Origin of the sequence: Levilactobacillus spicheri DSM 15429 (assembly GCF_001435095.1) — a bacterium.
Lineage (GTDB): Bacteria > Bacillota > Bacilli > Lactobacillales > Lactobacillaceae > Levilactobacillus > Levilactobacillus spicheri.
In genome coordinates, this window is sequence record NZ_AZFC01000035.1 from 15,782 (window position 1) to 29,168 (window position 13,387).

Consider the following 13,387-nt stretch of genomic DNA (forward strand, 5'->3'; position numbering starts at 1 on the left):
CGAAAAAAAAAGCTCCCACGAAGGGAACTTAATCGTAAAACCGGGTCACGTCACTATAGTAGGCCGTCACGATACTCCGGCGGGTCTCCGAGATGACCAGCCGCAGCAGAGCCTTAATCGGTCGGCCATTCAAGTCGGCATCGAAAACGTGAGTCCCCTGCAGGATGTACCGGACGTCCGTGTAAGTCTCGTGCGGGGTCTTGGTCAACCCAATGATATTATACTGGCTGTCGTTCAAAATGCGGCTCAACTCGTCGCCGTCAATGGTTCGGTGTTCATCGATCAATTGGTGTTTCAAGTAATCGGTAAAAACCAAATCCTGACCACACAACCGGATCACGTGGGCAATCGTGTTCAATTGGTCGGAAATGGGCATTCGATTGTAGTAGATTCGTTGTGCTTGGTCCTTGTGTGCTTCGTTCATCCGCGTTCGTCCTTTGCCCACTACCCCAATCAGCGCTAACAGAATAACCTAATCAGTAACTAATTAGTGTAGTAGATTAATGATTGTCTATAATCTCATAGTGAACCATTTTGACTATTTGTGCAAGTGTCGGCTTTCATTTAACCAACCGCTGCGCGCACGACCCATTTTCCACCAACGGCGGTAAAGTCCGCCACGACAACCTTTCTTCCCACTTTGACGCGGTGGCCACCCGCGCCTCGTTACCCACAAATTTCTTCCGCCCAACCAACGGCCGCCCCATTCAAAAAGGCGGTCTCCCCCGAGCATGTGCTCAGGGAAAACCGCCCTTTCATTAACCAGCTTTAGCAGGTCTTATTCAACGCCTTCTGGTAAGACAGCCGCTTCGTAAACGTCCGAAACATCGTCGTTACTGTTCAGTTCGTCGATCAAGCCTTGGTATTGCGAGACCTTGTCTTCTGGGACAGTGGTCGTGTTTTGAGGGAACATCCGCACTTCGGCAGTGTCGAGCTTGTAGCCCTTGTCTTGTAAGGCATCACGCACGGCAATTTCTTGCGATGGGTCCGTCCAAATCGTAAATTCGTCATCGGTCGTATCCATGTCGTCCGCCCCAGCGTCGAGTGCATCCATCAACATCGTATCTTCATCCGTGTCTAAGCCGTCACGTAAGATTACAATGTAACCTTTCCGATCGAACATATAGGAAACGGACCCGTTAGCGCCTAATGAACCGCCATGGTGCGTAAAGGCGGAACGAATGGCTGCCGCCGTCCGGTTTTTGTTATCCGTCAAAGCGGAAACCATGATGGCAGTCCCGGCTGGACCGTATCCTTCGTAGGTGATTTCTTCGAACTTGGCACCACCAAGACCAGAGGCTTTGTCAAGCGCACGCTTGATGTTTTCCTTTGGCATGTTGGCTGCACGGGCCTTGTCCATTTCCAAACGAAGTTGAGGGTTACCGTCGGGGTCAACACCACCTGCTTTTGCAGCTTGGTACAAATCACGTGAGATCTTTTGGAAAATTTTTCCACGTTTTGCGTCCTGGGCGTTTTTCCGACCCTGGATGTTATGCCATTTAGAATGTCCTGACATCGTAACTCCTCTTTTCTAAATTATTTATATATCCATATAAAACAGACATTGCTAATTTTAGCACCCACCCCCGCTTTTTTCAATCATATCTTCCCCGCATTCAAACGAAACCGGTTACAATGAATATTCAGGTCCCAAATCCTGTATAAACGGCGTTTTTCACCCAAAATATGGATATTTAATGCATAAAATAAACATTTTCTAAGTTTCTCTTGCATAAATACACGACGACTCCTATACTAAACAACATCATTAAAAAAACATAAGAGGAGCAATTGGTATGCCAAAAAAATTACTTATCAGCATCGTGTTTATCCTGACGCTGTTGACCGGCTGGGGTGGCAGTACCCACTTCACCACCGCCAACGCCGCGACGGACAACTCACTGACCAAGATTCAGAAGAAGGGCACCCTGGTCATGGGGACCTCCCCCGACTACCCACCGTACGAATTTCAAGCCACGGTCCACGGGAAGACCAAGATCGTGGGGATGGACGTGGCCGTGGGGCAGAAAATCGCCAAGGACCTGGGCGTCAAGCTCAAGGTCAAGTCGATGTCCTTCGATTCCCTGCTGGTCGCCCTGCAGACGGGGAAGGTCGACATGGTCATCTCTGGGATGAACCCGACGCCCGCTCGGAAAAAGAACGTGGACTTCACCCACCTGTACTACCAGGGGGGCTACAGCATCGTGATCAACAAGAGCGATAAAGGCATCTATCAGGACAAGGACTCATTTACGGGCAAGACCCTCGGTGCCCAGACCGGTTCGACCATGTACACCGAATCCAAGAAACAAACGTCCAACACCAAGGTCAAGGGGATGACCTCCGTTTCCGACCTGATTCTGGCGCTCCAGAACCATAAGATTGCCGGGGTCGCCATGGAAAAGCCGTCCGCTCAGGCCTACGTCGCCAACAACAAACAGTTGGCCATGATTCCCAGCCACTTTAACCTGAGCGCCGATGACACGGTCGCCGCGGTGGCCTTCAAGAAGGGCTCCACCGCCCTGGTCAACAAGGTCAACCACTCCGTCGACCAGATCAAGAACCAGGACCTGGTCAACAAGACCTACCTACCGGCCGCCGGGAAATACTTAAAGACCAACACCGTGAACACCAGCATGTGGCACTACTGGAAGGCCTTCTTGACTGGGGTCGAATACACCCTGATCATCACGGTCTGCGCGACGTTCTTCGGCTTCATCCTCGGGGTCATCCTGTCCCTCGCCCGGATGTTGCAGGGCAACCCGCTCAAGACCGCCATTCGTTGGCTGGCGACCGCCTACGTGGAATTCATTCGGGGCACGCCGATGATGGTCCAAGTCATGTTCGTCTACTTCGGCTTAGGCCTCATCGTGAACCTTCCCGCTTTGACCTCCGGGATCATCGCCATCGCCCTCAACTCCGGAGCCTACGTGGCCGAATACATCCGGGGCGGTATCAATTCCGTCGACGCCGGTCAGACCGAGGCCGCCCGGAGCCTGGGAATGTCGAGTGGCGCAACCATGCGTTACGTGATCTTGCCCCAAGCCATCAAGAACATCTGGCCGTCACTGGGGAACGAATTCATCACCCTGATCAAGGATAGCTCCATCGTCTCCATCATCGGGGTCTCCGAACTGATTTTCCAAAGCAACATCGTCCGGTCGGACACTTACCGGGGAGTCGCTCCCATCGCCGTGATTATGGTGCTATACTTTATCATGACGTTTACCGCCTCGCGGATTCTGAACCACTTTGAAAGGAAGATGCAGCATGACTAAACCGATTATTGAGGTCCAGAACCTCGCCAAGAGCTTCGGCAAAAATGCCGTTCTCAAGGACATCACTGAACAAGTTGACCCCGGCCAAGTGATCGTGGTCATCGGCCCCTCTGGGGGTGGTAAGAGTACCTTTTTACGGTGCCTCAACCTCTTAGAGACCCCGACCAGTGGTCACGTGGCCTTCAACGGCGAAGACCTGACCACCCTCGATACCAAGCGGGTCAACGAACTGCGGGAGGAAATGGGCATGGTCTTCCAAAGCTTTAACCTCTTCCCGAACATGACGGTGCTGGAGAACATCAAGCTGGCCCCGATGAAGGTCAAGGGCCTCAGCGATGCGCAGGCCACCCAGCGGGCCCACGAACTGCTGCAACAGGTGAACCTCGACGATCACGCCGACGCCTTCCCGACCAGCCTATCCGGGGGGCAGGCACAACGGGTCGCCATCGCCCGGGCCCTCGCGATGGACCCCAAGGTCATGTTGTTCGACGAACCGACTTCCGCCCTCGACCCCGAAATGGTCGGCGAAGTCCTGAACGTCATGCAGGAACTGGCCAATCAAGGGATGACCATGGTCGTGGTCACGCACGAAATGGGCTTCGCCAAATCCGTAGCCGACCGCATCTGGTTCATGGCCGACGGTTTCATCCAGGAAAATAGCACCCCGGCCGACTTCTTCGCCCATCCGAAGACGGAACGGGCCCAGGACTTCCTATCTAAGATTCTGCTCTAGTATTTTTGAAAAAACCAAAGAGACCGTTACGGTTGTGTGCCTAACACACGGCCGTAACGGCCTCTTTTTGACTATCTAGCGATTAATCAGTCACGATCATCGTGTGAACGCCGCCGGATGCCCAGTCCCAAGGTGGCTAACAGCATCCCCAGGAAGGACCAGAACGTGGTCGGCCGCTCATTGGTTTGTGGCAACGTCGTCCCCGCCGTCTTCACGGTTGGGGTCGTTGTCGCTTGCTTCCGCGCCGTCGTTCCGTGCGCGGCCTGTGCGGTCGACGAGGTGGTCGTCCCCAGTGCGTGCTGGGTCGCCGTCGTTGCGGCCGTCAACGTCACGGGTTGACCACGCCGCACACTTGCGGCCGTCGGGTTCGTCGTCTTAGTGTTGGTCGTAGTCGTCACGTGATGGTCCCCTGCGCCATTCACGACCGGCGTGCTAGGAGCCGTCGGATCAGTCGGCGTTTGCGGATCGACCGGCTTGCTGTGATCCGTGGAATCGGCTGGGGTCGTTGGATCGACCGGATTCGTTGGGTCAACGGGTGTGGTCGGATCAACGGGGTCAGTCGGATCAACTGGATCAGTCGGGTCAACGGGTGCCGCCAAGACTTGTAACGTCACGGTGGTCGTTTGCCCATCCGCGGTGGTTAAGGTCACGGGATAGGTGCCCGGCGTGGTCAAGTTGACCTGCGCCAAGCCAACCGTGACGGGGATCGACTGGCCCGCCTGATTCGTGGCACTGGCGCCGAAGCTCGTCGCCGTTGGTGTCGGACCACCCACGGTCATGGTGCCGTCGTGGGCCACTAAGCTCTGTTGGTTCTTCAAAACCGTCAGCTGAACGGTCTTAGTTTGGCCATCCGCCGTGTTCAGCGTCACCGTGTACGTCCCCGGCACCGTGGCATTGACCGTGCTCAAGTTCGATGTCACGGTCGTCGCCGCACCGGTTTTATCCGTCGCGCTGGCGCCAAAGTCCGTCAGTGTTGGTGCCGTGTCGGTGTTGTACATGGTATAGTCGTGAGCCACCAGACTCTGCTGGTTCTTCAAAACCGTCAGCTGAACGGTCTTAGTTTGGCCGTCCGCCGTGTTCAGCGTCACCGTGTACGTCCCCGGCACCGTGGCATTAACCGTGCTCAAGTTCGACGTCACGGTCGTCGCCGCACCAGTTTTATCCGTCGCGCTGGCGCCAAAGTCCGTCAGTGTTGGCGTCGAATCGGTATTGTACATGGTGTAGTCGTGAGCCACCAGACTCTGCTGGTTCTTCAAAACCGTCAGCTGAACGGTCTTGGTTTGGCCGTCCGCCGTGTTCAGCGTCACCGTGTACGTCCCCGGCACCGTGGCATTGACTGTGCTCAAGTTCGACGTCACGGTCGTCGCCGCACCCGTCTTATCCGTCGCGCTAGCGCCAAAGTCCGTCAACGTTGGTGTCGTGTCGGTGTTGTACATGGTGTAGTCGTGAGCCACCAGGCTCTGCTGGTTCTTCAAAACCGTCAGTTGAACGGTCTTGGTTTGACCATCCGCCGTGTTCAGCGTCACCGTGTACGTCCCCGGCACCGTGGTATTAACGGTGCTCAAGTTCGACGTCACGGTCGTGGCCGCACCGGTTTTATCCGTGGCACTGGCCCCAAAGTCCGTCAGCGTTGGCGTCGGATCGGTGTTGTACATGGTGTAATCGTGAGCACTAAGACTTTGTTGGTTAGCCAAGAGCGTCAGCGTGACCGTCTTGGTCTGCCCATCGCTGGCCGTGAGGGTCACGGGATAGGTTCCCGCCGCCGTCAGGGTCGCCTGCGACAGATCCAAGGTCACCGGCAACGCCGAACCGGTCTTGTCCGTGGCGCTGGCCAGAAAGTCGGTCGTCGTAGGCGTCGGATCACCCACGTACATGGTGTAATCTTGACCATTGATGGCCGTTTGGTTGGCCCGCAAGTCCAGGTGCACCACTAATTTCTGACCGTCCGCCGTGGATAACGTCACGGCGTAGGTGTTCGGCTGGGTCCAGTCGACGCTGCTCAGATCGACGTTGACCGGCTGACTGGCCCCGGTCTTATCCGTGGCTGTCGCGGCAAAGGTCGTCGCCGTTGGGGTCGGGTCACCCACGTACAGGGTGGCATCCTGACCGGTCAGCGTGGCCTTGTTGGGCAAGACCACCAAGTTGACCGTCTTGCTCTGGTCGTCGGCCGTGGTCAACGTGACCGTGTAGGTGCCCGGCGTCGCCAGCTGGTCACTGGTCGGCAGTGTGACCGTGACGGCTTCTGCCGCCCCCGTCTTATCCGTCGCCGTCGCATTAAAGTCCGTGGCCGTTGGCGTGGGATCACCCACGTACAGGGTGTAATCGTTCCCCGTCAAGCTTTGCTGGTTCTTGGCCACGTTTAAGGTCACCGTCTTGGTCTGCCCGTCGCTAGCCGTTAAAACGACCTGATAGGTTCCCGGCTGCGTCGCGTCGATCGTGGCTAAGTTCGACGTCATCGTGAGCGCTGCCCCGGTCTTGTCCGTGGCACTGGCCCCGAAGTCGGCCAAGGTCGGCGCCGTATCGGTGTCGTACATGCTGTAGTCGTGGCCGTTGATGGCCATCTGGTTCTGTAAGACCGTCAGGGTGACCGTCTTGGTCAGGTCACCGGCCGTTAACGTCACCTGATAGGTCCCGGGTGCCTGCAGATCGGCCGTTCCCAGGTTCAAGGTGACCGGCGTCGTCTCCCCATTCACGTCCGTTGCGGTCGCGTCAAAGTCCGTGACCGTGGGCGTTGGGTCACCGACGTACAGGCTGTAATCGTTCCCCGTCAGGCTTTGCAGGGTCGGCTCGATCGTCAGGGTGCCGTCCGTCGTGTACACGGTGTAGTTCGGGTTGCTCCCCAACTCCGCCGTAATCGCGTAGGTCCCCGGCGTCACGCCGTCGGCCCGTTCCAGCTTATAGTCTAACGTCTCATTGTTTTGCATGCCGGTCACTGTCGCCGTTAGCGCTGGGTCGGGTTGACCTGCGTGCTTCACCACGTTATTGATGGTCAGGGTCACCTGCGCCGGCGTTACCGTGAAGCTGGCCGCACTGGTCCCCTGGGTAAAGTTGTACATGGTCGAGACATCGGGCAAACTATTCAACCAGTCGAGACCGGCTTGTGACAGGCTGACCGTGGTCGGCGTGTCGCTGACGTTGGTCGTGGCGGCGTAACTGAGGTAGGCTGTTGACAAAAGCTCATACTGCGTGCCGTTCGGCAGACTGACCGTATAGTTGCCGGCATCCGGCGTGACGGGGCTCCCGGTATAGGTGATCTGTTGCGACCCCTGCAGGGAGACCGCGAAGTTTCGCTTGACCACGGTGATCGTGGCCGTTTCCGTCTCGTTGCCGTAGCTGTAGGTCACGGCGTAGGTCCCCGCAACGTCGGTGTTCAGGGTCCCCTTATCGACCGTCAGATTGGCCAGTGGCACCGTCGTCCCGGCACTGGTCTGGGCACTCACGAAGTTATCCGCCGGCGTCCAGTCGGTCCCTGTAAAGATGGTCGAATCCATGACCTTGATGTTCGGATCGTCCAGTACGACCGTGTATTGCCCGCTGTAGGCGCTGATGCCGTTACCGGCCGGCAGTTCCCAGTCGAACGTGAACCGATTGGTCCCGGTCGGCACCACGAACTGGCCGTTCTGCAGCGTGACCGGGCCGTCATCGCCCACCATGTTGGTCACGACCAGGTTGCTGGTGGTTTGCCCGCCGAGGTTCAGGTTAAAGAGATCCGTCAGATTCAGGTGGGCCGAGTCGGTAAAGGTCGTGACGGCCTGGTCGTTGGCGATGGCCGCCGGCGTGGTGCCCCCGGTCAGGTCATTGATCCGGTTGTACGTGAAGGCGTCGGTCCCGACCGTGGTCGTCGTTGGGATGGCGACCATTGACAGTTCGTTTCCATAAAATGCCTGACTGCCGACGGTCGTGAGCGACGTGGGCAACGTCAAGGCGTTGCTCAAGTGGTTGTAGATAAACGCGCTGTTGCCAATGCTGGTCAACCCGTTGTTCAACGTCAGGTTGGTCAGCTGGTTACCGGCAAAGGCGTAGTCCCCGATGCTGGTCAGGCTGGCGGGCGTGGTCAACGCCTGATTCAACCCGGCGTACTCGAAGGCCGCGTTGCCGATCGTCTTGAGCTGCGTCGCCTGACTGAAGTCGGCCGTGGTCAACGCCCCATCGTAGGTAAAGGCGTTGTCGCCAATCGTTTGTAAGCCGGCCCCAAAGGTCACGCTTTGCAGCCCCACGTTCGCCAAGAAGGCATCGTTGGCGATGGTTTGCAGGCTCGCGGGTAAGTCCAGCTGACTGATTTGACCGTCATAAATGAAGGCACTCGGCCCAATCGTGGTCAGCTGGCTGTCGGGCGCAAAGGTGACCGTCTTCAGGGCCAGGTTGTTCGCGAAAGTGTTAGTCCCAATGGTCACGATGTTGGCCGGAATCGTCAGCGACGTCAACGGGTCATTTTCAAAGGCGTGATCGCTCAGCGTGGTCAGCTGAGTCGCCTGACTCAGGTCGACCGACGTCAAGGCCTCGTCACTGGCAAAGGCCGTGGTCCCTAGACTGGTCAGGCTGGCGGGCAAGGTCACGCTGGTCAGGTGACTGTTATAGGTGAACGCCTCGTTGCCGATGGTGGTCACACTGGCAGGCAGCGTCAATTGGGTCAACCCGGATGATACGAAGGCCAGGTCCCCGATGGTCTTTAAGTCCGGGTCATTCGAGAAGTCCACGCTGGACAGGTTACTCAAATAAGCAAAGGCAGAATCGCCAATGGTGGTCAGGCCCTGGTTAAAGATGACCCCCGTCAAGTCGGTGGTCTTCCCGGTGTCGGACGCAAAGGCCGCGTTGCCAATCGCGGTGACCTGGTAGGTCTGCCCGTTGGTGGTGTAGGTCGGCGGAATCGAGATGATCCCACTGACGGTCTGGTTGACCCCGGTCACGGTCGCCGAAGCGGTCGCTTGGTCCGTGGACCAATCAAAGACGCTGCTGTCCGTGTAGCCCACTGACGCACTGGTTGCCTTGGCCGTGGTGGCCGCTGACGTCCCCGTAGCGGGTGTGGTGGCCGTCGTGGTCGCGGTCGTGCCGGCCGCTGCGCTCGCCGGGGCCGCGGAACTAGCCGCCGAACTGGCGAGTGCGTTAGCGGCTGGCGTGGCAGCGCTGCTGGCAACGCTCGTCGCAACACTCGCCGCCCCACTGTTAGCCGCACTTGCGGCACCACTCGTCGGGTCGGTGGCTTCGGACGCCGCGGACGAAGCGGTCAGGCCCGTACCCGCAGCCGCGCTACTGGCTGCCGCGCTGGCAGCGCTCGCGGTACTGGTCGCCGCGCTGGCCGCCGAAGACGCCGTGCTCTCATCCCCAGCGGCACTCGTCCCCCGAAGAGCAACCGCTGACGACGTTTGGGTCGTCGTTGCCGCGGATGACGTGGTCTGTGCATCACTCGTGGTGGAGGTGGTATCCGCCTTTGCCTGAAGGGAGGTGGTTCCGACCCCCAACGTGGCAACGGCCAAGGCCGCCGCTACCCAATACTTGCTTTCTTGAATCTTCTTGAACTTCTTTTGACTATTTTCCTGCCGTACAGTTGACATACGTGATTCCTCCCCCAAAAAGATATGCGGTAAACCAACATCACTTTTTGTTTTACTAATCTACATATTAGCCATTAATCGAATTAATGCAACAAATATCTTTGACTGGTGAATCATTTGCCGTCCAGTGCCTTAATAGGTGGGAATTGAAAGATTAGACAACTAATTTATAGTGTGAAGCGATTACCGTAAAATCCCGGTTGCCCGGGGATCAGTTAGGGGCAACACCACTGGATTTGGTTGGGGGCATTGCCCCGATTTGGTTGGGACCAGCCGGTCGCATCCGTGCTAAACTCAAGCTCATTCAGAAAGGAAGTTGACAACATGTCTCGTTTCATCATCGATCCCAGTTTTAGCACCCTGTTCCCCGCCGCCCAAATCGGCGTCGTCGTGGCCCACCACCTCGACCAATCCGCCGGGTTCCCGGCGGCCGAACTGGCCCAAGCCAATCACGACGCCCAGCAGTTTCTCGGGGCCGACCCCTTCAGTCAGAATCCCGTGGTCCAGACCTGGCGCGCCGTTTATCATCAATTTAAAACCAAAAAGGGCGCTCGATCATCCATCGAGGCCCTGCTCAAGCGGGTCGACAAGGGCCAACCGGTTCACCCGATTGCGCCCCTCGTCGACGCCTATAATACGATTTCTCTGCGCTACGGCCTGCCCGTGGGAGGCGAGGACCTGGCCACCTTCGTCGGGGACATGCACCTGACGGTCGCCACTGGGGGCGAAGCCTTTTGGCCCTTGGGCAGCGACCACAACGAACCGGCGCTCCCCGGTGAGGTCATCTACCGCGACCAGCAAGACGTCATCTGCCGGTGCTTCAACTGGCGTGAGGGGCAGCGGACCCTGCTGACCGACCAGACCCGAGACGCCGTCTTCGTCCTCGAGCAGCCTCAAGGAACCGGTCCCGTCGCCGCCGCGGTGCCCGCCTTGGCGGACCTCCTGACCACCCACTTTCAGGCCGCAGTCACTACGCAGATTCTCACCGCCGACTCACCGGAGCTGGTCCTGGATTAACCGGGCCAGCACCCGGACCCCCTGCCGAAAATCTGCGGGGGTCGCGTAGGCGTACGATAGGCGTAACGCCCGTTCCGTCGTGCCGTAGACCGTCCCCGGGTTGATCAGGACCCCCGCTTGGAGCGCCGCTTGAAACAGCCGGTTCAGCTCGACTTGCGCGGGCAGCTGCACCCAGATGTAGAAGCCCCCGGTCGGCCGGTTCCAGGTCGCCAGTCCGGTCAGCTCCGCCGTCAACGCAGCCAGAGCGGCGTCACGTCGCTCACGCAGCCGGTTCCGTAAGGTGGTCTGCGCCGCGTCAAAGTCTGGTGCCCGGAAGAGGGCGGTCAGCGTCATTTGGGACAAGGAACTGGCTCCATAATCCATCTGCATTTTAATGTCGGCCAACCGGGCGACCACGGCGCTGGGGCCCACTAACCACCCCACCCGCAGGCCCGGTGCCAGGTCCTTCGACACGGTTCCCAGGTACAGGACGTTGCCGTGCCGGTCGTGCGCCTTCAACGGTTCCGGCGGCCGTTCCGCCAACCACAGGTTTTGATAGGCGCTGTCTTCGATGATGGGCAGGCGCCGGCGCTGGGCAAAGTCCAGGAGGTCCCGCCGCCGCTGAACGCTGGTCACGGTCCCCAGGGGATTCGCAAACGTGGGCACCGTGTAAAGTAACTGGGCCCCCGTGGTTTGGGGGATGTGCCAGTAAGCCAACCCTTCCCCATCGACCGGCACGGGCACCCACTTGGCCTGAACCGCCTCCAGGACCCGTAACGACCGTAAATAGCTGGCTGGCGCCGTGTAGACCGTGGCCCCCGGTTCCAGCAGTCCCGCCGTGATCAGTTGCAGGGCCTGCAGCGACCCGGAGGTGATCAACACGTTGTCGGGCGTGGTCGTGATACCCCACCGGTGCAGCCGTTCGACCAGCGCCTCCCGTAAGGCCAACGACCCGCGCGCCGGGAGATAATTCAATGTCGTCATGTGGTTGGCCGCTTGGATCATCGCGGCCTGGACCCGCTGCTTCGGCAGGAGGTCCGGTCCCAACTCCCCCGTGCTCAGACGAATCGGCACCGTCGGCTCCCGTTGGTTGATGGTTTGGATCAGGGGCTGGTTCGCCGTGAATTCGCCGGCAGCGACCCAGTCACGCCAATCCGGCGAGGCCGCCAACAGAGTCGACCAGCTCGCCGCCGTGACCCGGGTGCCCCCGCCATGGGCGGTCTGCACCACCCCCAGCGCCTGCAACTCCGCCATCGCGGCGTGGACCGTGCTGCGATTGAGACCGAGTTGCGCGGCCAATTGCCGCTGGGACGGTAACCGGTCACCCGCCAACCAATTACCGACCCGAACCTCCCGCAGACAATACGCCACCAGCTGCTGATAGACCGGCGTCTTGCCGGCCGTCTCCGGCTGCCAAGCGACCGTGACCGTTTTTGTCATGTGCCCACCTCACTTTTTCCTAAGCTTACCATAGATAACGCAAAAGCGGCCCGGAATGACGATTCCCGGCCGCTTTTCGTGTTTGCCATCCCCGGTCATGACCGATCCGGAGGACGTTTTCTTTTTCTATTCTGCGATTACTTCAAGACAGCAAAGCCGCCATTCCACCCAATCTTGTCGTTAGCGGCCAACGTCATCTGCAAGAAGCCGAAGCTCTCCAGTTCCCGTGCCCGCTTCAGGGAGCCGGCGTCGATGACCTGCACGCCGCTATCACTCAGGGCCGCGGCTAAAGCCTGCTTGGCGTCCGCGTGATCGGACGCCGCCAGAACCGTGGTTGGGGCCTGACCCGCCACCTGTCGGCTCTGAAGCGTCGCCGCAAAGGTGGTGTTGAACGCCTTGACGACCTTGGCTTGTGGCAGAGCCGCCGCAATCTGCGCCGCTGCCGAACTGTCGGCCGGAACCACTAACTCATCCCAGGTCTCAAAATTGAGTGGGTTGGAGATGTCGATGACGACCTTGCCCGCCAACTGAGCCTGATTCTGCTGGGCAATGGCGAGGGCCGCCGCATACGGTACCGCCAAGACCACGATGGCCCCCAAGTTTTCGACGGGATCATCCCGGTCGATGAAGCTGACCTGGTTACCGCCCTGCTTAAACACATCACCGATTGCTTGACCCATGTTTCCTTTACCGAAAATCGTGATTGCTGCCATAATGCAGACCCCCTAATTAATTTGTATTAGTTTTAAGTACACTTTTAAGATAAAACATTTTGTTCCGAATGTCAATTGAATTGTTTAACTTGTTTCCATCGATAAAATGACTGACTTATTCCGAAAAGTGTTATAAAATAAGTTACAAAAGAATAAAAGGAGGTGGCGTACCATGGCCAACACACAACTCAGCGATACCATCCACGTCCTGGTCTACATCGCCTACTTTCACGGCCAAAAGATGACCAGCCAAGAAATTGCCAGTAGCCTCGAGACCTCACCGAGTCTGATTCGTAAAATCATGGCGACCCTGAAGAAAACGGATCTGCTAGCCCCGACGCACGGCCCTAAGCAGCTCGCCCTGGCGCGGGACCCCAGCGAGATCACCCTCCGCGACATTTACCGCAGCCTGCCGGGCACGCCCACGCTACTGAACGTGGATCAGCACACGTCCCAGTCGTGTCCGGTCGGCGCCGTGATGCCGGCGACCTTGGCCCACTATTACGATGAGATTCAGGCCGCCGCCGAGGCCCAGATGGCCAAGATCACCCTGCAGGACGTTCTCAACGACGTGACCCTGCGGCAACCCTCCCGTGGGAACCAGGGGCGTTAGGCTGACGCCGTTAATCGAGCCCATCATTCACATAGGGAAAATAAAAAAGCATGCAGGCAATT

The 13,387-nt window shown here is 58.3% G+C and carries 9 protein-coding genes; 4 read left to right on the top strand and 5 right to left on the bottom strand.

Features of this window, described 5'->3' with window-relative positions:
* Positions 1–28: 28 nt before the first annotated feature.
* Positions 29–424 (bottom strand): hypothetical protein, encoded by a 396-nt coding sequence (locus tag FD37_RS08885; protein ID WP_045808332.1) that lies wholly within the window; start codon positions 422–424, stop codon positions 29–31.
* A gap of 354 nt (positions 425–778) precedes the next feature.
* Positions 779–1,516: a YebC/PmpR family DNA-binding transcriptional regulator gene (locus tag FD37_RS08890; RefSeq protein ID WP_045808330.1), complete on the bottom strand. Its 738-nt coding sequence runs from the start codon at positions 1,514–1,516 to the stop codon at positions 779–781.
* Between the two features lie 280 nt (positions 1,517–1,796).
* Between FD37_RS08890 and FD37_RS08895 the strand changes: the two genes are divergently transcribed.
* Both FD37_RS08895 and FD37_RS08900 read left to right on the top strand, forming a co-directional pair.
* On the top strand, positions 1,797–3,278 hold the full coding sequence (locus FD37_RS08895) for an ABC transporter substrate-binding protein/permease (protein ID WP_056964896.1): 1,482 nt from the start codon (positions 1,797–1,799) through the stop codon (positions 3,276–3,278).
* Positions 3,271–4,011 carry an amino acid ABC transporter ATP-binding protein gene (locus FD37_RS08900; RefSeq protein WP_045808328.1) on the top strand — a complete coding sequence of 247 codons (741 nt, stop codon included), beginning with the start codon at positions 3,271–3,273 and terminating at the stop codon, positions 4,009–4,011. The genes FD37_RS08895 and FD37_RS08900 overlap by 8 nt, the downstream gene beginning before the upstream one ends.
* Positions 4,012–4,097: 86 nt before the next feature.
* Here the strand turns inward: FD37_RS08900 and FD37_RS08905 are convergent, their stop codons facing one another.
* Positions 4,098–9,563: a leucine-rich repeat protein gene (locus FD37_RS08905; RefSeq protein ID WP_056964898.1), complete on the bottom strand. Its 5,466-nt coding sequence runs from the start codon at positions 9,561–9,563 to the stop codon at positions 4,098–4,100.
* Positions 9,564–9,887: 324 nt separating this feature from the next.
* On the opposite strand from FD37_RS08905, the gene FD37_RS08910 reads away from it, so the two are divergent.
* Entirely contained in the window at positions 9,888–10,580 is a 693-nt protein-coding gene (locus FD37_RS08910) for a B3/B4 domain-containing protein (RefSeq protein WP_056964899.1), read from the top strand.
* Here FD37_RS08910 and FD37_RS08915 read toward each other — a convergent pair.
* Positions 10,557–11,999, bottom strand: a complete 1,443-nt coding sequence (locus tag FD37_RS08915) for an aminotransferase-like domain-containing protein (protein ID WP_056964901.1) — start codon at positions 11,997–11,999, stop codon at positions 10,557–10,559. The genes FD37_RS08910 and FD37_RS08915 overlap by 24 nt on opposite strands.
* Positions 12,000–12,136: 137 nt before the next feature.
* A complete protein-coding gene (locus tag FD37_RS08920; RefSeq protein WP_056964903.1) occupies positions 12,137–12,712 on the bottom strand; it encodes an NADPH-dependent F420 reductase in 576 nt (191 codons plus the stop codon).
* Between the two features lie 172 nt (positions 12,713–12,884).
* On the opposite strand from FD37_RS08920, the gene FD37_RS08925 reads away from it, so the two are divergent.
* A complete protein-coding gene (locus FD37_RS08925; RefSeq protein ID WP_045808323.1) occupies positions 12,885–13,325 on the top strand; it encodes an Rrf2 family transcriptional regulator in 441 nt (146 codons plus the stop codon).
* The last annotated feature ends 62 nt before the right edge of the window (positions 13,326–13,387 follow it).